The 22,208-nt window shown below is 55.6% G+C and carries 18 protein-coding genes and 7 tRNA genes; 2 read left to right on the top strand and 23 right to left on the bottom strand.

Annotated features, from left to right (window positions below):
• Positions 1-11: 11 nt before the first annotated feature.
• Positions 12-2,594, bottom strand: coding sequence for a leucine--tRNA ligase (gene leuS, locus ACSVHP_RS15360; RefSeq protein ID WP_417314449.1), 2,583 nt, complete (start codon positions 2,592-2,594; stop codon positions 12-14).
• Positions 2,595-2,806: 212 nt separating this feature from the next.
• Between leuS and ACSVHP_RS15355 the strand changes: the two genes are divergently transcribed.
• Positions 2,807-3,289, top strand: a complete 483-nt coding sequence (locus ACSVHP_RS15355; protein ID WP_234673463.1) for a zinc ribbon-containing protein — start codon at positions 2,807-2,809, stop codon at positions 3,287-3,289.
• Positions 3,290-3,435: 146 nt separating this feature from the next.
• Here ACSVHP_RS15355 and rihA read toward each other — a convergent pair whose 3' ends face one another.
• The 10 genes from rihA to miaB all read right to left on the bottom strand — a co-directional run bounded on the left by rihA (position 3,436) and on the right by miaB (position 13,695).
• Complete coding sequence (gene rihA, locus ACSVHP_RS15350; protein WP_447552338.1) at positions 3,436-4,377, bottom strand: pyrimidine-specific ribonucleoside hydrolase RihA; 942 nt, start codon at positions 4,375-4,377, stop codon at positions 3,436-3,438.
• Between the two features lie 120 nt (positions 4,378-4,497).
• Positions 4,498-5,223 (bottom strand): amino acid ABC transporter ATP-binding protein, encoded by a 726-nt coding sequence (locus tag ACSVHP_RS15345; protein ID WP_134348442.1) that lies wholly within the window; start codon positions 5,221-5,223, stop codon positions 4,498-4,500.
• Complete coding sequence (gene gltK, locus ACSVHP_RS15340; protein WP_417315488.1) at positions 5,223-5,897, bottom strand: glutamate/aspartate ABC transporter permease GltK; 675 nt, start codon at positions 5,895-5,897, stop codon at positions 5,223-5,225. Before gltK ends, ACSVHP_RS15345 begins: the two co-directional genes overlap by 1 nt.
• Complete coding sequence (locus ACSVHP_RS15335) at positions 5,897-6,637, bottom strand: amino acid ABC transporter permease (RefSeq protein ID WP_417315487.1); 741 nt, start codon at positions 6,635-6,637, stop codon at positions 5,897-5,899. The genes gltK and ACSVHP_RS15335 overlap by 1 nt, the downstream gene beginning before the upstream one ends.
• Positions 6,638-6,792: 155 nt before the next feature.
• Positions 6,793-7,698, bottom strand: a complete 906-nt coding sequence (locus tag ACSVHP_RS15330) for a glutamate/aspartate ABC transporter substrate-binding protein (protein WP_447552337.1) — start codon at positions 7,696-7,698, stop codon at positions 6,793-6,795.
• Between the two features lie 398 nt (positions 7,699-8,096).
• On the bottom strand, positions 8,097-9,635 hold the full coding sequence (lnt, locus tag ACSVHP_RS15325; RefSeq protein ID WP_447552336.1) for an apolipoprotein N-acyltransferase: 1,539 nt from the start codon (positions 9,633-9,635) through the stop codon (positions 8,097-8,099).
• Positions 9,636-9,640: 5 nt separating this feature from the next.
• Positions 9,641-10,519 (bottom strand): CNNM family magnesium/cobalt transport protein CorC, encoded by an 879-nt coding sequence (corC, locus tag ACSVHP_RS15320; protein ID WP_010428614.1) that lies wholly within the window; start codon positions 10,517-10,519, stop codon positions 9,641-9,643.
• Between the two features lie 88 nt (positions 10,520-10,607).
• Entirely contained in the window at positions 10,608-11,075 is a 468-nt protein-coding gene (gene ybeY, locus ACSVHP_RS15315) for an rRNA maturation RNase YbeY (protein WP_447552335.1), read from the bottom strand.
• Positions 11,072-12,118 carry a PhoH family protein gene (locus ACSVHP_RS15310; protein ID WP_447552334.1) on the bottom strand — a complete coding sequence of 349 codons (1,047 nt, stop codon included), beginning with the start codon at positions 12,116-12,118 and terminating at the stop codon, positions 11,072-11,074. The genes ybeY and ACSVHP_RS15310 overlap by 4 nt, the downstream gene beginning before the upstream one ends.
• A 152-nt stretch (positions 12,119-12,270) precedes the next feature.
• Positions 12,271-13,695 carry a tRNA (N6-isopentenyl adenosine(37)-C2)-methylthiotransferase MiaB gene (miaB, locus tag ACSVHP_RS15305; protein ID WP_234673471.1) on the bottom strand — a complete coding sequence of 475 codons (1,425 nt, stop codon included), beginning with the start codon at positions 13,693-13,695 and terminating at the stop codon, positions 12,271-12,273.
• Positions 13,696-13,831: 136 nt separating this feature from the next.
• Here miaB and ubiF point away from each other — a divergent pair, with 136 nt between their 5' ends.
• Positions 13,832-15,007 (top strand): 3-demethoxyubiquinol 3-hydroxylase, encoded by a 1,176-nt coding sequence (gene ubiF / locus ACSVHP_RS15300; RefSeq protein ID WP_447552333.1) that lies wholly within the window; start codon positions 13,832-13,834, stop codon positions 15,005-15,007.
• Between the two features lie 103 nt (positions 15,008-15,110).
• Here ubiF and ACSVHP_RS15295 read toward each other — a convergent pair.
• The 12 genes from ACSVHP_RS15295 to nagB form a co-directional block, all read right to left on the bottom strand.
• A tRNA-Gln gene (locus ACSVHP_RS15295) sits at positions 15,111-15,185 on the bottom strand.
• Between the two features lie 36 nt (positions 15,186-15,221).
• A tRNA-Gln gene (locus tag ACSVHP_RS15290) sits at positions 15,222-15,296 on the bottom strand.
• A gap of 44 nt (positions 15,297-15,340) precedes the next feature.
• Positions 15,341-15,417: transfer RNA gene (locus tag ACSVHP_RS15285), tRNA-Met, on the bottom strand.
• 17 nt (positions 15,418-15,434) lie between these two features.
• Positions 15,435-15,509 (bottom strand) — tRNA-Gln (locus tag ACSVHP_RS15280).
• A gap of 32 nt (positions 15,510-15,541) precedes the next feature.
• Positions 15,542-15,616, bottom strand: a tRNA-Gln gene (locus ACSVHP_RS15275).
• A gap of 23 nt (positions 15,617-15,639) precedes the next feature.
• Positions 15,640-15,724, bottom strand: a tRNA-Leu gene (locus ACSVHP_RS15270).
• A gap of 8 nt (positions 15,725-15,732) precedes the next feature.
• Positions 15,733-15,809 (bottom strand) — tRNA-Met (locus ACSVHP_RS15265).
• A 224-nt stretch (positions 15,810-16,033) separates the two neighbouring features.
• Positions 16,034-17,698 (bottom strand): asparagine synthase B, encoded by a 1,665-nt coding sequence (asnB, locus tag ACSVHP_RS15260; RefSeq protein ID WP_417315483.1) that lies wholly within the window; start codon positions 17,696-17,698, stop codon positions 16,034-16,036.
• A 251-nt stretch (positions 17,699-17,949) separates the two neighbouring features.
• A complete protein-coding gene (gene nagD / locus ACSVHP_RS15255) occupies positions 17,950-18,702 on the bottom strand; it encodes a ribonucleotide monophosphatase NagD (RefSeq protein WP_447552332.1) in 753 nt (250 codons plus the stop codon).
• A gap of 45 nt (positions 18,703-18,747) precedes the next feature.
• A complete protein-coding gene (nagC, locus tag ACSVHP_RS15250) occupies positions 18,748-19,968 on the bottom strand; it encodes a DNA-binding transcriptional regulator NagC (protein WP_447552331.1) in 1,221 nt (406 codons plus the stop codon).
• Between the two features lie 8 nt (positions 19,969-19,976).
• Positions 19,977-21,125, bottom strand: coding sequence for an N-acetylglucosamine-6-phosphate deacetylase (gene nagA, locus ACSVHP_RS15245; RefSeq protein ID WP_447552330.1), 1,149 nt, complete (start codon positions 21,123-21,125; stop codon positions 19,977-19,979).
• 55 nt (positions 21,126-21,180) lie between these two features.
• A complete protein-coding gene (nagB, locus tag ACSVHP_RS15240; protein WP_234673477.1) occupies positions 21,181-21,981 on the bottom strand; it encodes a glucosamine-6-phosphate deaminase in 801 nt (266 codons plus the stop codon).
• Positions 21,982-22,208: the final 227 nt, after the last annotated feature.

The raw sequence follows: 22,208 nt of genomic DNA, 5'->3' as shown, positions 1-22,208 counted from the left end.
TCCTCCCGCGCTTAGCCAACGACCAGATTCAGCAGTTTACCCGGTACGTAGATTGCTTTACGTAGGGTAACGCCCTCAAGATACTTCGCAACCAGCGGTTCCTGACCTGCACGCTCGCGTACCTGTTCTTCGGTTGCATCGACCGCCACGGTAATTTTACCGCGCACTTTGCCGTTTACCTGCACCACAACCAGCGTGGTGTTTTCAACCATGGCTGCTTCATCAGCAACCGGCCACGGCGCGTTGTCGATATCGCCTTCGCCTTTCAGCTCCTGCCACAGGGTGAAGCTTGCGTGTGGCGTGAACGGGTTCAGCATACGCACCACTGCCAGCAGCGCTTCACGCATTAATGCGCGATCCTGCTCGCCGTCCTGCGGGGCTTTCGCCAGCTTGTTCATCAGTTCCATAATAGCCGCAATTGCGGTGTTGAAGGTCTGACGACGACCAATATCATCGGTCACTTTCGCAATGGTTTTATGAACATCGCGACGCAGCGCCTGCTGATCTTCGCTCAGTGCCGCGGCGTTCAGCGCAGGGGCATCACCCTGAGAGGTGTGCTCGTAAACCAGTTTCCAGACGCGCTTCAGGAAGCGGTTAGCGCCTTCTACGCCGGATTCCTGCCACTCCAGGGTCATATCCGCCGGAGAAGCAAACATCATGAACAGACGCACGGTGTCCGCGCCGTAACGCTCAACCATCACCTGCGGGTCGATGCCGTTGTTTTTGGACTTCGACATCTTGCTCATGCCGGTATACACCAGTTCATGACCTTCGGCGTCTTTTGCCTTCACGATACGGCCTTTCTCGTCGCGCTCAACGATGGCATCAACTGGAGACACCCAGTTACGCTCGCCGTTAACGCCCACGTAGTAGAAGGCATCCGCCAGCACCATGCCCTGACACAGTAGCTGTTTGGCTGGCTCGTCAGAGTTCACCAGGCCTGCGTCGCGCATCAGCTTGTGGAAGAAGCGGAAGTAGAGCAGGTGCATGATGGCGTGTTCGATACCGCCGATGTAGATATCAACCGGCAGCCAGTAGTTCGCCGCTTTGGAGTCCAGCATACCTTCCTGATACTGCGGGCAGGTGTAGCGCGCGTAGTACCAGGATGACTCCATAAAGGTGTCAAAGGTGTCGGTTTCACGCAGCGCAGGCTGGCCGTTAACGGTGGTTTTTGCCCACTCAGGATCGGCTTTGATCGGGCTGGTGATGCCGTCCATGACCACATCTTCCGGCAGAATAACCGGCAGCTGATCTTCTGGGGTTGGCAGCACGGTGCCATCTTCCAGGGTCACCATTGGGATTGGCGCGCCCCAGTAACGCTGACGGGAAACGCCCCAGTCGCGCAGACGGTAGTTAACTTTACGCTCGCCGACGCCCAGAGAAGCCAGCTTGTCGGCGATGGCGTTGAAGCCCTCTTCGAAGCTCAGACCGCTGAATTCGCCGGAGTTGAACAGGGTGCCTTTTTCGGTCAGCGCCTGCTCGGACAGGTCAGGTTCAGAACCGTCAGCCGCCAGAATAACCGGCTTGATGTTCAGGCCGTATTTGGTGGCAAATTCATAGTCGCGCTGATCGTGACCCGGAACGGCCATCACCGCGCCCGTGCCGTATTCCATCAGGACGAAGTTCGCCGCCCAGACCGGGATCGCTTCACCGGTCAGTGGGTGAATGGCTTTAAAGCCGGTGTCGACGCCTTTTTTCTCCATCGTCGCCATATCTGCTTCGGCCACTTTGGTGGTACGGCATTCATCGACGAAGGTCGCCAGCTCTGGATTGTTCTCTGCCGCTTTCTGCGCCAGCGGGTGACCCGCAGCAACCGCCAGATAGGTCGCACCCATGAAGGTGTCCGGGCGGGTGGTGTAGACGGTCAGGGTCTGGTCGTAGTTTTCGACGTTGAAGGTAATTTCTACGCCTTCAGAACGGCCGATCCAGTTGCGCTGCATGGTCTTAACGGTGTCAGGCCAGTGATCCAGGTTATCCAGATCGTTCAGCAGTTCGTCAGCGTAAGCGGTGATTTTGATAAACCACTGTGGGATCTCTTTACGCTCAACTTTGGTGTCACAGCGCCAGCAGCAGCCGTCGATAACCTGTTCGTTCGCCAGAACGGTCTGGTCGTTCGGGCACCAGTTAACGGCAGAGGTCTTCTTATACACCAGGCCTTTTTTATACAGCTCGGTGAAGAACTTCTGCTCCCAACGGTAGTATTCCGGGGTACAGGTCGCCAGCTCGCGGCTCCAGTCATAGCCGAAGCCCAGCATTTTGAGCTGGTTTTTCATGTAGGCGATGTTGTCGTAGGTCCACGGCGCAGGCGCAGTGTTGTTTTTCACCGCCGCGCCTTCAGCCGGCAGGCCGAACGCATCCCAGCCGATTGGTTGAAGGACGTTTTTGCCCAGCATACGCTGGTAGCGTGCAATCACATCACCGATGGTGTAGTTACGCACGTGGCCCATGTGTAGTCGACCAGAAGGATAGGGAAGCATCGACAGGCAGTAATACTTCTCTTTGCTCTCGTCTTCGGTTACTTCAAAGGTGCGCTTCTCGTCCCAGTGTTGCTGGACTTTGGATTCTATCTCTTCCGGGCGGTATTGCTCTTGCATGGCAGCCAGTGGTCCTGTTTTCAATACAGCTACAAATGTAGCCAATGGATGTGTTGTCAGATCGGCATAGCATAGCCCAAACGCCCGCGTCAAAACAGCCTTTCACGCAAATGCGCTTTGCAGGAATTTACCGGGTCTGTGCTTCACCTGACAAAGCAGTGTCCAAATAAGGTCTATTATTAGAAACAGTTACTGACCCGGGAGGCAAAAGGATGAACAAGGTTGCTCAATTTTACCGCGAACTGGTTACTTCACTGACGGAGCGCCTGCGTAACGGCGAGCGAGATATCGACGCGCTGGTTGAACAGGCCCGCGTGCGGGTGATGCAAACGGGTGAGTTAACGCGAACCGAAGTCGAAGAGGTCACGCGCGCCGTTCGCCGCGACCTGGAGGAGTTCGCGCGCAGCTACGAAGAGAGCCAGGACGAGGTCGCCGACAGCGTATTCATGCGGGTGATCAAAGAGAGCCTGTGGCAAGAGCTGGCCGATATCACCGATAAAACCCAGCTTGAATGGCGCGAAGTGTTCCAGGATCTGAACCATCATGGCGTGTACCACAGCGGCGAGGTGGTCGGGCTGGGAAATCTGGTGTGCGAGAAGTGCCATCACCATATTGCGGTGTATACGCCGGACGTGCTGCCGCTGTGTCCAAAGTGCGGTCACGACCAGTTCCAGCGCCGACCGTTTGAGCCATAACTAAACGTAAAACGGCAACAAAGTTGCCGTTTTTAGTGTCTGCTCCCTCTCCCTGTGGGAGAGGGTTGGGGTGAGGGCATCACACCGCACAAGGTAAAAAAACTGTTTGCCCCCTCTCCCCGTGGGAGAGGGCCGGGGTGAGGGCATCAGGCCGCAGAGTAATAACCCAGTCTCTCCGCCAGCAAATCCACAAACGCCTCACGGTCAATATCCACCATCACCGTGGTATTCGGCTTATTCCCGGACAGCGAATAGTAATCCACCACCGTCATCCCCTGCGTGTATTTCCCCTGCGTTTCCACGCCCACCCAGCGCTCAATGGTGGTAAAGATGTCAGGCTTCAGCAGCCAGGCGATAGTGCAAGGATCGTGTAGCGGCGCGCCGTGGAATCCCCATTTCTCGTCTTTGTGATACTCCAGGAAGAAGTCGAGCAGCTCCGCCACGGTGGTGGCAACCGGATTGCCGATTGCGCGGAAGCGTTCGGTGTCTTCTGACATGATCTGCGCGCGGTGGGTCACGTCCAGCCCGGCCATCACAATCGGCAATCCTGACTGGAAAACAATTTCAGCCGCTTCCGGGTCAACAAAGATGTTGAACTCGGCCGCGGGCGTCCAGTTTCCCAGCCCCATCGCGCCGCCCATGATGACGATACGGGCGATTTTGCTGTGCAACTCGGGATGACAATTAAGCAGCAACGCGACGTTGGTTTGCGGGCCGGTAGCGACCAGCGTGACAGGCTCCTGGCTTTCACGCAGCACCTTTGCCATCAGCTCGACGGCGGTGCAGTTTTGCGGCGCAAAACCAGGCTCAGGCAACGCCGGGCCGTCCAGGCCGGACTCGCCGTGAACGTTGTCGGCAATAATCAGCTCGCGCATCAGGGGCTTCACCGCGCCGCCCGCCACCGGAATATCCGGGCGTTTTAACAGGGTCAGCATCCGCAGCACGTTACGCAGCGTTTTGTCCGGCGTCTGGTTCCCGGCAGATGAAGTCACCGCTTTGAGGTCAAGTTCAGGCGAGGCAAGAGCAAGGACGAGTGCAATCGCGTCATCATGACCTGGATCGCAGTCGAGAATGATAGGTAAGGCCATAGCGTTCTCCATTTTTAGCGTTATTTTGTGACAAGGGTAACGCTGCAATATGAAGTCGACGAGAGAAAGAAATGCAAAGCGTGAAGTAGTGCGCAATCAACAGATTGCGCACATAACGGATTAATGCAGGATTTTAGCGAGGAAGTCTTTTGCGCGGTCGGATTTTGGATTCGCGAAGAACTCTTCTTTCGGTGAATCTTCGACGATTTTCCCTTCATCCATGAAGATCACGCGGTTCGCCACTTTGCGGGCAAAGCCCATTTCGTGGGTCACCACCATCATGGTCATCCCTTCGTGCGCCAGTTCAACCATCACGTCGAGCACTTCGTTGATCATCTCAGGATCGAGCGCTGACGTCGGTTCATCAAACAGCATGGCGACCGGATCCATACACAGCGCACGGGCAATCGCGACACGCTGCTGCTGGCCGCCGGAAAGCTGCGCCGGGAACTTATCGGCGTGTGCCGACAGCCCAACGCGTTCCAGTAGCTTCAGCCCTTTCTCGCGCGCTGCTTTTTTATCGCGCTTAAGCACTTTCACCTGCGCCAGCGTCAGGTTCTCGATGATTGACAGGTGAGGGAACAGCTCGAAGTGCTGGAACACCATGCCGACGTGGGAACGCAGCTGCGCCAGATTCGTCTTCTTATCGTTCACTTTGGTGCCGTTAACGACGATCTCACCCTGCTGCACCGGCTCCAGGCCGTTGACCGTTTTGATGAGCGTGGACTTACCGGAACCTGACGGGCCGCAAACCACCACCACATCGCCTTTTTTGACTTCGGTAGAGCAGTCGGTCAGCACCTGAAAGTGCCCATACCATTTAGAAACATTTTTCAGGGAAATCATTACACAGTCCTTTTCTTCAGCCAGCTGACCAACAGCGACGCGCTTAAACTAATTGCAAAATAGACCGCACCGGCAAACAGAATCATCTCGACCTGCGTACCATCGCGCTCGCCAATGGTGGAGGCGGTACGGAAGAAGTCTGCCAGGCTGAGTACGTAGACCAGCGAGGTATCCTGGAACAGCACGATACCCTGCGTCAGCAGCAGCGGAACCATGGCGCGAAACGCCTGCGGCAAAATGATGAGCTGCATGGACTGCCAGTGGGTCATCCCCAGCGCCAGCGCGGCGCTCGACTGCCCGCGAGAGATGCTCTGGATCCCCGCGCGGATAATCTCTGAGTAATAGGCCGCCTCAAACATCGAAAACGCCACCATCGCAGAGATCAGACGAATGTCCGATTTCGGCGACAGTCCCAGCACGTTCTGTAAGAAGCCCGGCACAATCAGATAAAACCACAGCAGCACCATCACCAGCGGGATAGAGCGGAACACGTTGACGTAGGCGGTGGCAAACCAGGCAAGCGGCTTAAAGCTTGAGAGGCGCATCACCGCCAGCAGGGTGCCCCACACGATACCGATAATGATGGCGGTCACGGTGATCTTAAGCGTGATCAGCAGGCCATCAAGCAGATAGGGCATCGATGGAACGATAGAACTCCAGTCAAATTCGTACATTATTTACCCCCCAGATTGCCCGGCAGGCGAATTTTGCGTTCAACCAGGTTCATCACCAGCATGATGACAGCGTTTATCAGAACATAGGCGAGCGTGATCGCGGTGAAGGATTCCCACGCGTGCGCGGAGTAATCCAGCAGCTTCCCGGCCTGCGCCGCCATATCGACCAGCCCGATGGTGGAGGCGATGGCCGAGTTTTTCACCAGGTTCATCATCTCGGAGGTCATCGGCGGGACGATTACGCGGTAGGCGTTAGGCAGCAGCACGTAGCGGTAGGTCTGCGGCAGCGTCAGCCCCATCGCCAGCCCGGCGTTCTTTTGCCCGCGCGGCAGAGACTGAATGGCGGCACGCACCTGCTCGCACACGCGTGCGGCGGTGAACAGACCCAGACAGAGCATCGAGGAGACAAAGAACTGAATATTCGGATCCAGCTCAGACTTGAACCACATGCCAATATCTTCCGGCAGCAGTTCAGGAATAACCAGATACCAGGTAAAGAACTGCACGATCAGCGGAACGTTACGGAACAGTTCCACATAGAGGGTGCCAATAGTTGAAAGAAAACGGTTAGGAACGGTACGCAGAATACCGAACAGCGAGCCGACGAGAAACGCGATGATCCAGGCCGTGATGGAAAGCGCCACGGTGACCTGAAAGCCGCTCCACAGCCAGCCGAGATAGGTGGTGTTGCCGAACGGGGCTTGTTGCAGAAAAATGCCCCAGTTCCAGTCGATTGACATAATAAACTCCAGAAAAAAAAGGGTAGCAGCGCTACCCTCGAAGATTGGTGAGAAGCTCAATGTTCGCGCTGAGTGGGGAACGACCACTCAGCGTATAGTCTGTCCGCGCTTCCCGACAATCGAGAGGGCAGGAGATCCCGCCCCTGTCGTTCTAATTAGTTAAGAGCTTTATCGTTTGGTGATTTGAACAGCGCTTTCATATCGTCGGACAGTTCAAAGTTCATGTTGAGATTTTTTGGTGGAATCGGGTTCTTGAACCACTTATCGAACCATTTCGTCGCTTCGCCGGAGGTCTGTTTCTCAGCGATGGTGTCATCGATCAGCTTTTTAAAGTCCGCATCGTCTTTACGCAGCATACAGCCGTACGCTTCTTTAGACTGCGCGGTGCCGACGATTTCCCAGTTGTCTGGTTTCTTCGCTTTAGCGCGTTCGCCGGCCAGCAGGGCATCATCCATCATAAACGCCACCGCGCGGCCGCTTTCCAGCGTACGGAAGGAGTCGCCGTGGTCTTTCGCGCTGATGATGCGCATATCCATTTTCTTCTCATCGTTCAGCTTATGCAGCAGAACTTCAGAGGTGGTCCCGGAGGTCACGACAACCGCTTTGCCTTTCAGGTCAGCAAAATCTTTGATATCGCCGCCTTTCTTGGTCAGCAGACGGGTGCCTACCACGAAGATGGTGTCAGAGAAGGCAGCCTGTTTCTGGCGCTCCAGGTTGTTGGTGGTGGAACCACACTCAAAATCGAAGGTGCCGTTTTGCAGCAGGGGAATACGGTTCTGGGAAGTGATTGGGATCAGCTTCACCTGAAGGTCAGGTTTGTTCAGCTTTTTCTTCACAGCTTCAACGATGGCGTTGGAGTAGTCCTGTGAATAGCCCACGACTTTTTGCGTGTTGTCGTAGTAAGAGAACGGGACGGAAGATTCACGGTGGCCGACCACGATGACGCCATTTTTGGCAATCTTGTCGAGAGTGCTCCCGGCAGCCGGTGCGTCTTCAGCGTGTACGACGCCAGCGGACATTCCCATAACCAGCATTGCTGTGGCCAGTTTACGTAATTGCATACCCAACTCCTTTCTTATCAGCGCCAGTGACGCATTGATACCCATTGTGATGTTGTTATATCTCGCTTTATGCGAGTGCAGTGTTATGCAAGCTTGTTAACATTTAGTCTGGCTTAATGTAAAGATTTTGCTGCGTTATTGTTTATTTTTGCGAAGCGCGCCGCACCATTCAGAGGCAATAATCTCTCGTTGCACCGTTTCGGTGCTACCTGCGATCAATGCTGGTGCGACAAGGTTGCACAGTAAGCCAAACCGCGTTTGCGTGAATAAACAAAGCAATAGGCGTGCCAGAAATGAAGTTTGGAGGGAACTGTCGGGTGGCGGCTACGCCTTACCCGACCTACGAAGCGAAATGTAGGCCGGGTAAGCGTCAGCGCCACCCGGCAAAGGAGGTAAGTTTATTTATTACGCTGACGAAGGCTCATCAGCACGGCGCCAAAACCAAACAGCGCGGTCAGGATCCACAGCGGCCAGTTGCCGGTACGGGCGTACGGCGTCAGGCCGGTGGTTGGCGTCACTTTGGTGGTCAGCACCTGGCGGGTGAACTGCGGGATCATGGCCTGGATTTCGCCCTGCGGGCCAATCACCGCCGTAATACCGTTGTTGGTGCTGCGCAGCAGCGGACGCGCCAGCTCCAGGGAGCGCATACGCGCCATCTGGAAGTGCTGCCACGGGCCAATCGACTTGCCGAACCACGCATCGTTAGAGATGGTCAGCAGGAAGTCGGTGTCCGGGCGGAAGTTATCGCGCACCTGTTCACCGAGAATGATCTCGTAGCAAATGGCGGCGGTCAGTGCAAAACCGTGTGCGTGAAGCTGCGGCTGCACGTAAGGGCCACGGCTGAACGAAGACATCGGCAGGTCAAAGAACGGCGCCAGCGGGCGCAGAATCGATTCCAGCGGCACAAACTCGCCGAACGGCACCAGATGGTTCTTGTTGTACCGGTCAGTAGAGTTGTAGCTGTATTCGCTGTCTTTGCCGAGCGTAATGATGGTGTTGTAGGTATCGTAGCGGTTCTGCTGATTCAACCGCGCGTCTACAATGCCGGTGATCAGCGTACTGCCCCGCGCCAGCAGCAGGTCGTTCATCATCTTAAGGAACGGCTGCTGGTTGATTTCGAGATCGGGAATGGCGGATTCCGGCCAGATAATCAGCTGGGATTTGCCCATCACCTGCTCGGTGGCGTTGGCGTAGACTTTCAGCGTGTTGATCAGCTGGTTTTCGTCCCACTTCATGGCCTGCGGGATATCCCCCTGAACCATCGACACCTGCGTGGCGCGTTCCGGCAGCGGGGTGTACCACTGGATATAGCGCAGCGGGAAGGGAAGGGCAAACAGCACAACCGCCGTCGCCAGCGGCTTCCAGCTGCGTGAAACCAGCGCCAGCACCAGCAGCCCGCTCACCACCATTAGCAGGAAGTTAATTGCCTCCACGCCCATGACCGGGGCAAGCCCCTTTAGCGGGCCGTCAATCTGGCTGTAACCGAACTGGAGCCACGGGAAGCCGGTCAGCACCCAGCCGCGCAGAAACTCGGTGATTTGCCAGACGACCGGCGCGGCAATCGCCACGCGCACCCAGGTGGTTTTCGGCCACAGTCGCGCAAGGATCCCGGCAAAAAGACCGGTATAGAGCGAAAGATAGGCGGCGAGCAACACCACGAGGAAGACGTTGACCGGGCCGGGCATACCGCCAAACTGCGCGATGCTGACGTACACCCAGTTGATGCCGGAACCAAACAGCCCCAGCCCCCAGAAGTAGCCGATGGCGGCAGCCTGTACCGGACGGCGGTTCAGGGTTAACCCCTGTAGCCCCATCAGGGAAAGAAGCGCGGCAGGCCAGATGTCATAAGGAGAAAAAGCCAGCGTACCGCTGGCTCCGAGTAACAGCGCCAGCAGCAAACGGACGCGCTGGCGTTCAAGTAATGGGGCAAATGCCATTTACATTAATCTTCCAGTTTTGGCACCGGTGAGTCGTCCGGCGTTCTGACGTGAACCTGAATAATACGTCGGCTGTCGGCCATGGCGACTTTGAACTGGTAACCGTCTATGTCAACGGTTTCGCCACGGGCAGGAAGATGACCGAAGGCCTGCATCACCAGACCGCCAATGGTGTCCACCTCTTCATCGCTGAAGTGGGTACCGAAGGCATCGTTGAAATCTTCAATCGAGGCCAGCGCGCGCACGGTCCAGGTGTGGCGGCTCAGCTGACGGAAGTCGATATCCTCTTCTTCGTCATACTCGTCTTCAATTTCACCTACGATCAGTTCGAGAATATCTTCGATCGTGACCAGACCGGACACGCCGCCAAATTCATCAATAACAATCGCCATGTGGTAACGCTGAGAGCGGAACTCTTTGAGCATCCGATCCACACGTTTACTTTCCGGCACAACCACGGCCTGGCGTAACACTTTTTCCATGCTGAAGGCTTCGGCATCGCTGCGCATAAACGGCAGCAGATCTTTGGCCATCAAAATCCCTTCGATGTGATCTTTGTCTTCGCTGATGACCGGGAAACGCGAGTGGGCCGATTCGATGATCACATCGAGGCACTCGTCTAAAGTCTGGTTACGTTTCAGGGTGATCATCTGCGAGCGGGGGATCATAATGTCGCGGACGCGCTGGTCGGCGATATCCATAACCCCTTCGAGCATTTCGCGCGTATCTTCGTCGATAAGGTCGTTCTGCCCGGAATCACGAATCAGCTCCAGCAGTTCGTCACGGTTTTTGGGTTCGCCGTGGAAAAGCTGGTTCAGAATGAGGGAGAAGAATCCCTTTTTACTGTTTGTCGTGTCGCTACTGTGTGAATTGTCGTCGCTCATGGCGTTTGTTAAGGGTTCTCTTGTTAGTTCAACGTTATCCGCCGCGCTTTTTCCCTGCGCGGCGGCATGTTAGTCGGTCGGTGACTGACTATTCTTTCTCGGCAATGTACGGATCCTCATAGCCCAGAGCAAGCATTATCTCTGTCTCAAGGGACTCCATCTCTTCCGCTTCTTCATCTTCAATATGGTCGTAGCCCAGCAGATGCAGGCTGCCGTGTACCACCATATGCGCCCAGTGCGCATCCAGCGGCTTCTGCTGCTCTTTGGCTTCCTGTTCAACCACCTGACGGCAGATGATCAGATCCCCCAGCAGCGGCATCTCCATGCCCGGCGGTGCTTCAAACGGGAAAGAGAGCACGTTGGTGGGCTTATCTTTCCCGCGGTAGGTCAGGTTAAGCTCGTGGCTTTCTGCTTCATCCACCAGGCGAATCGTTACTTCTGATTCTTCCTGGAACTGCGGAATAACCGCATCCAGCCATTTCTGAAACTGTGCCTCTTCTGGCAGTCCGGAATTATCTCCACAGGCCAGCTGTAAATCGAGGATCACCTGACTCATTTATTCTCTTGCTCCTGCGCTTCGCGCTTACGTTCTGCGGCCACCTCGGCCCTGCGTTTCTGGTCTGCCTCTTCCCAGGCTTCATAGGCGTTAACGATGCGCGCGACTACCGGATGGCGCACCACGTCCTCGCTGTGGAAGAAGTTAAAGCTGATTTCATCGACTTCGGCGAGCACTTCGATAGCGTGGCGCAGGCCAGACTTGGTGCTGCGCGGCAGGTCAATCTGGGTGACGTCACCGGTGATAACCGCTTTCGAGTTAAAGCCGATACGCGTCAGGAACATCTTCATCTGTTCGATGGTGGTGTTCTGGCTCTCATCAAGAATGATGAACGCGTCGTTAAGCGTACGACCGCGCATGTAGGCCAGCGGGGCGACTTCGATAACGTTACGCTCGATGAGCTTCTCAACCTTCTCAAAGCCCAGCATCTCGAACAACGCGTCGTACAGCGGGCGCAGGTACGGGTCCACTTTCTGGCTTAAATCACCGGGCAGGAAGCCCAGTTTTTCACCCGCTTCAACCGCCGGACGGGTCAGCAGAATACGCCGGATCTCCTGGCGCTCAAGCGCATCTACCGCAGCCGCTACCGCCAGATAGGTTTTACCCGTCCCCGCCGGGCCCACGCCGAAGGTGATGTCATGGTCGAGGATATTGGCGATGTACTGCGCCTGGTTTGGCGTGCGTGGCTTAATCACGCCGCGCTTGGTCTTAATATTGATGGCCTTGCCGTAGTCCGGCACGCTTTCCGCGCTCTGTTCAAGCACGCGCGCCTCTTTAATGGCGAGGTGGATCTGTTCCGGTTCGATATCCTGGGTTTCACCGCGCATCGGGGCGGTATCGACATACAGGCTGCGCAGAATGTCCGCAGCCGCGTTGACGCAGATAGGGCGTCCGGTGAGTTTGAAATGGTTATCGCGACGATTGATTTCGATACCCAGACGTCGCTCCAGTTGTTTGATATTGTCATCAAACGGCCCGCACAGGCTCAGCAGGCGAGCGTTGTCTGCTGGCTCAAGGCTAATTTCACGCGTGTCTATATTCAAACCGTTCCTCTTTGATTGTCGTGTAGGGCTGGCATCGTAAAACTGTCATTACCGAAATTATTCACGCCATAGAATAAAGGCGCAAGCATTGGGAAAGATATTGGGATAAAGAAAGGAATTACAAGGCCTGCCGGAGCGGCAGGCCGGGCGGATTATGGCTGGTAGATACCCACGCCAGAATCGTTAACTTTACGGGTGCGAGTGATCACAGATTCCGGGGATTCGGCAATACGTAACCCCATTTCCTCTTCGGTGCGCACCACTTTGCCGCGCAGGGAGTTGGTCAGCACTTCGAGGATCTCCACGTCCACGAACTTACCGATCATGTCCGGGGTGCCCTCAAAGTTCACCACGCGGTTATTTTCGGTGCGACCCGAAAGCTGCATGATGCTCTTACGGGAGGTGCCTTCCACCAGAATACGCTGGGTGGTGCCGAGCATCCGGCGGCTCCAGGCGTTCGCCTGCTGAAGGATACGCTCCTGCAAAATGTACAGACGCTGCTTTTTCTCTTCTTCCGGCACATCGTCGACCATATCAGCCGCCGGAGTACCCGGGCGTGCGGAGAAGATAAAGCTGTAGCTGACGTCGAAATTCACTTCGCCGATAAGCTTCATGGTGCGCTCGAAGTCATCCGCGGTTTCGCCAGGGAAGCCGACGATAAAGTCGGAGCTGATCTGGATGTCCGGACGCGCCTGAATCAACTTGCGGATCGTGGATTTGTACTCCAGCACCGTATGCGGGCGGCCCATCAGGTTCAGCACGCGGTCAGAGCCGCACTGGATCGGCAGGTGCAGGAAGCTCACCAGCTCCGGCGTGTCGCGATAGACATCGATAATGTCGTCAGTAAATTCCATTGGGTGGCTGGTGGTGAAGCGAATACGGTCGATGCCGTCAATGGCGGCCACCAGGCGCAGCAGCTCGGCAAAGCTGCCGGTGGTGCCGTCGTAGTTCTCACCGCGCCAGGCGTTAACGTTCTGGCCCAGCAGGTTCACTTCGCGTACGCCCTGCGCCGCAAGCTGTGCGATCTCAAACAGAATATCGTCCGCCGGACGGCTGACCTCTTCACCGCGCGTGTAAGGCACGACGCAGTAGGTACAGTATTTGTTGCAGCCTTCCATGATGGACACAAAGGCGGTCGGGCCGTCGGCGCGTGGCTCCGGCAGACGGTCAAATTTCTCGATTTCCGGGAAGCTCACGTCAACAACCGGGCTACGGTTGCCGCGAACTTTGTTGATCATCTCCGGCAGGCGGTGCAGGGTCTGAGGGCCAAAGACAATATCCACATAGGGTGCTCTCTGGCGAATGAGCTTGCCTTCCTGCGAGGCGACGCAGCCGCCCACGCCGATGATCAGGTCCGGATTTTTTCGTTTAAGAAGTTTCCAGCGGCCTAAGACATGAAAGACTTTTTCCTGCGCTTTTTCACGAATTGAGCAGGTGTTAAGCAGCAGCACGTCGGCTTCTTTCGCGTTTTCAGTCAGCTGGTATCCGTGGGTAGTATCCAGCAGATCGGCCATCTTTGATGAATCATATTCGTTCATCTGACAGCCCCAGGTTTTTATATGGAGTTTTTTTGTCATCGACTTGCTCAGGCTCAGGATTGCAGGGCGCGTATTGTAATGCTTTGGTGCGGTTGTGACCAGTATGAAGGTTGTCAACCTCCTGAGCGCAAAAATCCGGTAAACTTAAGGGATTCTGGAATAAGGAAAATTGACCATGACACTCCAACAAACCGAAATTGCCGTTGTCGGCGGCGGGATGGTCGGCGGCGCACTGGCGCTGGGGCTGGCGCAGCAGGGATTCGAGGTAACCGTCATTGAACAGGCGGCACCGGCGGCGTTTGACGCTTCAGCGAAGCCGGACGTGCGTATCTCGGCGATCGGCGCGGCTTCCGTCGATCTCCTTCGCGGGCTGGGCGTGTGGGAGGCGGTGCTGGCGATGCGCGCTCACCCCTACAGTCGGCTCGAAACGTGGGAGTGGGAAAGCGCTCACGTCACGTTTGATGCCGCCGAGCTGAAGCTGCCGCGTCTGGGCTATATGGTGGAAAATAACGTTCTCCAGCAGGCGCTCTGGCAGGCGCTGGAAGCGCATCCGAAGGTGACGCTGCGCGTTCCCGCTTCGCTGAAAGCGCTGCATCGCGACGGAAACGGCTATCGTCTGACGCTCGATAATGACGACGAGCTGGCGGTCAAGCTGGTGGTGGGAGCGGACGGCGCGAACTCCCAGGTTCGGCAGATGGCGGGCATCGGCGTTCATGCCTGGCAGTATCATCAATCCTGCATGTTGATTACCGTGCAGTGTGAACAGGATCCGGGCGAGAGCACCTGGCAGCACTTTACGCCGAACGGCCCTCATGCGTTCCTGCCGCTGTTCGATAAGTGGGCGTCGCTGGTGTGGTACGACAAACCCGCGCGTATTCGCCAGTTGCAGGGGCTGTCGATGGAACAATTGCAGCGCGAGATAGCGCAGCACTTCCCGGCGCGTCTGGGGGATGTCACGCCGGTGGCGGCTGGCGCGTTCCCGCTCACGCGCCGTCATGCGTTGAAATACGCCCAGGAAGGGTTAGCGCTGGTGGGCGATGCGGCACACACCATCCATCCGCTGGCCGGGCAGGGGGTGAATCTGGGGTATCGGGATGTGGATGCGCTGCTGGACGTGCTGGGCAACGCGCGGGCACAGGCTGAACCCTGGGCGAGCCATCAGGTATTGAAGCGCTATCAGACGCGGCGGATGGCGGATAACTTCCTCATGCAGTCGGGAATGGATCTGTTTTATGCAGGATTCAGTAATGACTTAGGCCCGGTGCGCATTCTGCGAAATATTGGCTTGATGGCAGCGGAGCGTGCCGGGGGGCTGAAGCGTCAGGCGCTGAAATACGCCTTAGGACTCTGATATTTATTCCCTCTCCCTGTGGGAGAGGGCCAGGGTGAGGGCATCAGGCCGCACAACTCTGAAAAACAAAAAAGCCCGCAGAGCGGGCTTTCTTGTTTTTAAGTGGCTGGGGTGCAGGGATTCGAACCCCGGAATGCTGGTATCAGAAACCAGAGCCTTACCGCTTGGCGACACCCCAATTGCGTTAAGCAAACTGCCTAACGACTTTTTAAATTGGCTGGGGTACGAGGATTCGAACCTCGGAATGCTGGTATCAGAAACCAGAGCCTTACCGCTTGGCGATACCCCAACAATTTTTTCTAGTTTACCGAATAAATCGATAATTCACTAATTTGGTGGCTACGACGGGATTCGAACCTGTGACCCCATCATTATGAGTGATGTGCTCTAACCAACTGAGCTACGTAGCCAGTACTGCGTTCTTCGATGGCTGGGGTACCTGGATTCGAACCAGGGAATGCCGGTATCAAAAACCGGTGCCTTACCGCTTGGCGATACCCCAATACCGCGGAGAACCGCATAATCGAAGAAATATGGCTGGGGTACCTGGATTCGAACCAGGGAATGCCGGTATCAAAAACCGGTGCCTTACCGCTTGGCGATACCCCATCCGTGCAACGCTTACCTGGGAATGGTGCGGGAGGCGAGACTTGAACTCGCACACCTTGCGGCGCCAGAACCTAAATCTGGTGCGTCTACCAATTTCGCCACTCCCGCAAAAAAGATGGTGGCTACGACGGGATTCGAACCTGTGACCCCATCATTATGAGTGATGTGCTCTAACCAACTGAGCTACGTAGCCATCTTTTTTTCGCGTTACCTTATCGGCGTTGCGGGGCGCATTATGCGTATAGACCCTGGCAGCGTCAACACCTTTTTCAACGAAAATAGAGCGAAAGTGACTGTTTGGTTAGGTTGCGAACAGCGTGACCGAATATTCGGCAATTATTGGTTATTTATCGTTTTTGTCCAGCGAAACGGGAGGCAAAAAAAAGGCCCCGAAGGGCCTGTGAACGATCCTGTGGATCATTTATAAGCAGACTGATGCACGCCTACCGCGCGGCCTGACGGATCGTTCATGGATTTGAACGATTCATCCCATTCGATCGCTTTTGCAGAAGAGCAGGCGACGGACGGGCCACCCGGAACGCATTCCGCCGCGCTCGGTACCGGGAACAACTCTTCGAAGATCTCACGGTACAGATAGGCCTCTTTCGATCCCGGCGTGTTGTACGGGAAGCGGAAGCTCGCGGTTTCCAGTTGTTGATCGGAAACCTGCTTCGCGGCGACCTCTTTCAGAGTGTCGATCCAGCTATAGCCGACGCCGTCAGAGAACTGCTCTTTCTGACGCCACGCCACGCTTGCCGGCAGGTAGGATTCAAAACATTCACGCAGGATATGTTTTTCCATTTTGCCGTTGCCGCACATCTTGTCCTGCGGGTTAATGCGCATCGCCACATCGAGGAACTTCTTATCCAGGAACGGCACGCGGGCTTCAACGCCCCAGGCAGACATCGCTTTGTTGGCGCGGGCGCAGTCAAACATATGCAGCGCCTGTAATTTACGCACGGTCTCTTCGTGCAGTTCTTTCGCGTCTGGCGCTTTGTGGAAGTAGAGATAACCGCCAAATACTTCGTCAGACCCTTCGCCGGACAGCACCATTTTGATGCCCATCGCCTTGATTTTACGCGACATCAGGTACATCGGCGTCGAGGCGCGAATGGTGGTTACGTCATAGGTTTCAATGTGATAGATCACATCACGAATGGCATCCAGACCTTCCTGCACGGTGAAATGAATTTCATGGTGTACGGTGCCGAGGTGGTTTGCCACCTCCTGCGCGGCTTTCAGATCCGGTGCGCCTTCCAGACCCACGGCAAAGGAGTGCAGCTGCGGCCACCAGGCTTCTGAACGCTCCTGATCTTCCACGCGACGCGCGGCGTATTTCTTGGTGATCGCCGAGATCACCGAGGAATCCAGACCGCCGGAGAGCAGCACGCCGTACGGCACGTCTGACATCAGGTGGCTTTTAACGGAATCTTCCAGCGCCTGGCGCAGCTCGGCTTTGTCGGTCACGTTGTCTTTTACTGCGTCATAGTCGAACCAGTCGCGCTGATAGTATTGACGGATTTCGCCGTCTTTGCTCCACAGGTAGCTGCCCGCTGGGAACTCTTTAATGGTGCGGCAGACCGGCACCAGGGCTTTCATTTCAGAGGCAACGTAGAAGTTACCGTGTTCGTCGTGGCCCATGTACAGCGGGATGATACCGATGTGGTCGCGGCCGATCAGGTACGCGTCTTTTTCGCTGTCGTACAGCGCGAAGGCAAACATGCCCTGAAGATCGTCCAGGAATTCTGGCCCTTTTTCCTGATACAGCGCCAGGATCACTTCACAGTCAGAACCGGTCTGGAAAGCGTAGCGATCGCCATATTCAGCGCGCAGCGCCTGATGGTTATAGATTTCACCGTTGACGGCCAGCGCGTGCGTTTTTTTCTCGTTATACAGCGGCTGGGCACCGGCGTTGACGTCAACAATAGACAGACGCTCATGCGCCAGAATAGCTTTATCGCTGGCGTAAACGCCTGACCAGTCCGGGCCGCGATGGCGCATCAGGCGGGACAATTCCAGTGCTTTTTTACGCAGTTCGCCCGCGTCAGTTTTGATATCCAGTACGCCAAAAATAGAACACATAACCTTCTCCGTTAACCCTGTTGCTGTGTGATGTCGCTTGCTTATGAAAATGCCGCAAAGGGGCAGGGCGCGCAAGGTATTTACGGGGTAAATGGTAAAAAGTGCAATGCGGATTGCCGATCGGCGAAAAATGCGTATGTCTTGAGCGGATTTATTGATGAATCAGCAATAAAAGAGGATTTTTATTAGATGCGCTAATGTTCTGGCGCGTTAAAAATGAAAAACCACGCGCTGGGGCGTGGTTTTCGTCATTACAGAACGTCGATTTCGGCGACGGAGGGATAAATCCAGCTCGGGCGGAACGGCATGGCATCGATATCGTCAAGCTGCGAAACGCCGGAGAGCACCAGGATGGTTTCAAGACCTGCCTGGAAACCGGCCAGAATATCGGTGCGCAGGTTGTCGCCGACAATAATGGTCTCTTCTGAGTGTGCCTGCATCGTGTTCAGCGCGGCGCGAATAATCCACGGGCTCGGTTTGCCGACAACAAACGGCTTACGGCCGGAGATTTTTTCGATACCCGCGCACAGGGCACCGCAGGCCGGATAAAAACCACGACCGTGCGTATCCGGGTTGGTGGCGATAAAACGCGCCCCGTTGGCGACAAAGTAGGCTGCTTTATGCATCATCTCCCAGTTAAAGGAGCGCGTTTCGCCCACGATCACAAAGTCCGGGTTAACGTCGGTGATGGTAAAGCCGGCTTTATACAGCTCGTGGATCAGCGCGCCTTCACCGACCACGTAGGCCTTTTTGCCTTCCTGACGCTTCAGGAAATCGGCCGTTGCCATCGCGGAGGTATAAAACACGCTGTCCGGCACGTTAACGCCCGCTGTCGCGAAGCGGTTTGCCAGATCCTGACCGGTTTGGGAAGGGTAGTTCGTGAGCAGAACCAGTGGCATTCCTTTATCGATGATGCGGTGAAGAAACTCCGCAGCACCCGGCACGGCAACGTTGTCGTGCATCAGCACGCCGTCGATATCACAAATTACGTTCTTAATGGTCATGGACGTCCCGACATCAAAAAAAGAAGGCGTTACTATAAGGTCCGATCAGGATTCCAGCAAATGCTGGAGGAGGATCCCGTTAAGCATCGCCCGTTTCACCAGCGCAAAGGCGCCAATCGCGGAGCGGTGATCCAGCGTCGAGCGCACCACCGGCAGGTTCTGGCGAAACGCCTTCAGCGCCTGGGTATTAATGCAGCCTTCAATGGCGGGCAGCAGGACTTTTTCGGCTTCGACGATCTCACCGGCAATGACCACTTTCTGGGGGTTAAACAGGTTGATGGCGATGGCGATGGTTTTGCCCAGATGGCGTCCAACCTGCTCAATCACCTCGCAGGCCAGCGCATCGCCCTTGTTGGCCGCCTTGCAGATTGCGCCGATTTTACAGTCTTCCAGCGTGACGCGGCTCTGGTAGCCCTGCTCAAGCAGATGGCGGACGCGCTGCTCGATGGCGGCGTTGGCGGCCACGGTTTCGAGGCAGCCAAAGTTACCGCAGTGGCAGCGTTCGCCGAGCGGCTCGACCTGAATATGGCCGATTTCGCCCACGTTGCCGTTGCGGCCAATAAAAATGCGGCCATTGGAGATAATCCCCGCCCCGGTTCCCCGGTGAACGCGCACCAGAATAGAGTCTTCACAGTCCTGACTCGCACCAAAGTAGTGCTCCGCCAGCGCCAGAGAGCGAATGTCGTGACCGACGAAACAGGTGACGTTGAAACGCGCTTCGAGCGCCTTCACCAGCCCCCAGTTCTCCACCTGAATGTGCGGCATATAGCGGATCACGCCGCTCTCAGGATCGACCAGCCCCGGAAGAATGACCGAGATGGCAATCAGCTCGCGGATTTTGCGCTGACAGGTTTCGATAAACTGCGCGATGGTGTTCAGCAGCGCATGTTCCAGCGTTTCCTGGGTGCGCTCCGGCAGGGGATAGTGCTCTTCGGCGATGGCTTTGCTGCTCAGATCGTAAAGCGTCAGCGTGGTGTCGTGACGACCCAGGCGCACGCCAATCGCGTGGAAATTGCGGGTTTCGGTGACGATGGAGATAGCGCGGCGGCCCCCCGTAGAGGCCTGCTGATCGACCTCTTTGATCAGGCCGCGCTCGATAAGCTGACGTGTAATTTTTGTCACACTGGCGGGAGCAAGCTGGCTTTGTTCGGCTATCTGAATGCGTGAGATTGGCCCGTGCTGGTCAATCAGGCGATAAACTGCCGCGCTGTTAAGTTGTTTAACGAGATCGACATTACCGATTTGAGCTTGTCCGCCTGGTGTCATACTTTTACTTACTCAGTGACGACCTCGTTACCATTAACGATGGTCTTAATGATTTTAAAATCGCGTGTGAATGCCGTCAGGTTGGCAACCATACCCGGAGCAATGGCGCCGAGCTGTTTATCTACGCCCATCGCGCGCGCTGGATAAAGGGTAGCCATACGCAGCACTTCATCAAGGGCAATGCCGCAGTGCTCAACCAGATTGCGCACCCCTTCGATCATCGTCAGGGCCGAGCCGCTCAGCGTGCCGTTTTCATCCACACACAGTCCATTACGGTAGTATATTGTTTTACCAGCAAAAATGAACTGGTCAATATTTGCCCCTGCTGGCGCTGTGGCATCTGTGACCAGACACAGCTTGTCGCCTTTCAGACGCTTGGCGTTACGGATGTTGGTGAAATCGACGTGTAGCCCGTCCGCGATAATACCGCAGTAGAGGTCTGGTTCATCCAGAATCGCGCCTACCAGACCCGGTTCACGCCCGGTGATGTAAGGCATGGCGTTGTAAAGATGGGTCGCAAAGGTAATGCCCGCGCGGAAGCCGATTTTCGCCTCTTTCAGCGTGGCGTTCGAGTGGCCCGCTGAGACAACAATTCCGGCCGCGGCCAGTTTACTGATGACGTCCGGCCCGGCTACCTCTGGTGCCAGAGTCACTTTGGTAATTACGTCGGCGTTTGCGCACAGGTAATCCACCAGCTCGGCATCCGGCTTACGCACGTAGTTTGGGTTATGCGTGCCTTTCTTGACGATGTTCAGCCACGGCCCTTCAAGGTGCAGACCCAGCGCCTGATGAGGGTGTTTCGCCAGGTACTCGCGCATGACGCGGATACCCTGTTTCATCAGGTCGTCGCTGCTGGTGATCAGGGTTGGCAGATAGCTGGTGCAGCCCGATTTCTCGTTGGCTTTTTGCATGATCTCCAGCGTTTCAACGGTCACCGCGTCCGGCGTGTCGTTGAACTGCACGCCGCCGCAGCCGTTGAGCTGCACGTCGATAAAACCGGGGGAGATAATTGCTCCATTGAGTGAGCGCTGCTCAATCTCCGACGGCAAATCAGCCAGCGGACAGATACGTTCAATCAGGCCATTCGCGACAACAATCGCGTGGTCATCCAGAATTTCATGGCCGGTATAAATCCGACCGTGGGTTAAAGCGTACATAACGACCCCCGGTTTAAAAATGCGACCGCCTCTGGGTTAAGAGGCGGTTATTCAATTACAGACCTTTGATGTTTTCGGCTTCTAACTCGTTGAAGTATTTCAGCGTCTTCACTTTCAGTTCCATGGTGGACGGCTCGTCACACACCACAACGGCTTTCGGATGCAGTTGCAGGCAGCTGATGGTCCACATGTGGTTGACGTTGCCTTCAACGGCCGCCTGAAGCGCCTGGGCCTTCACGTTGCCCAGCACCAGAATCATTACTTCTTCGGCATCCAGCAGGGTGCCCACGCCAACGGTCAGGGCATATTTTGGTACCTGGTTAACATCGCCGTCAAAGAAGCGGGAGTTTGCCACGCGGGTGTCATGGGTCAACGTTTTAATACGGGTACGAGACGCCAGGGAAGAGGCTGGCTCGTTAAACGCGATGTGACCGTCGTTGCCTACGCCACCCATGAACAGGTGAATTTTACCGTAGGAGCGAATTTTTTCTTCGTACTGACGGCATTCCGCATCGATATCAGGCGCGTTACCATTCAGCAGGTTAATATTTTCCGCCGGGATATCAACGTGGTCGAAGAAGTTGCGGTGCATGAAGCTGTGGTAGCTTTCAGGATGTTCCTTCGGCAGGCCAACATATTCGTCCATGTTGAAGGTCACAACGTGTTTAAAGCTAACCTGGCCCGCTTTGTGCATTTCAACCAGAGCTTTATAGGCGGTCAGCGGGGTGCCGCCGGTTGGCAGGCCGAGAACGAAAGGACGATCGGCGGTAGGTTTGAACGCATTAATGCGGTTAACGATATGGCGCGCGGCCCATTTACCAACCTGTTCAGCAGTCGCCAGGGGAATCAGTCTCATTGTTCACCTCAAGAGTTAAAGTAAGAAAGTGGGCGGAATGGCTATCGAACCTGATACTAAGCGTAACCTGGAACGTGTCGGGCTGGAGCACTCCGTCTTGATTTTTTGAATGATAAAATAAGTTTTCGCTGTTAGCCAGTGAAAGGGAGGGTTAATAACGATATTTGGTGACAAAAATCACAAAAAGACCGCGTTTAATTTGCGATACGAATTAATTTTTCACACAC

It is taken from the genome of Enterobacter sp. 186315 (genome assembly GCF_053290175.1).
The sequence above is the reverse complement of the archived record's forward strand: the minus strand, read 5'-3'. Positions and strand labels throughout refer to the sequence as shown.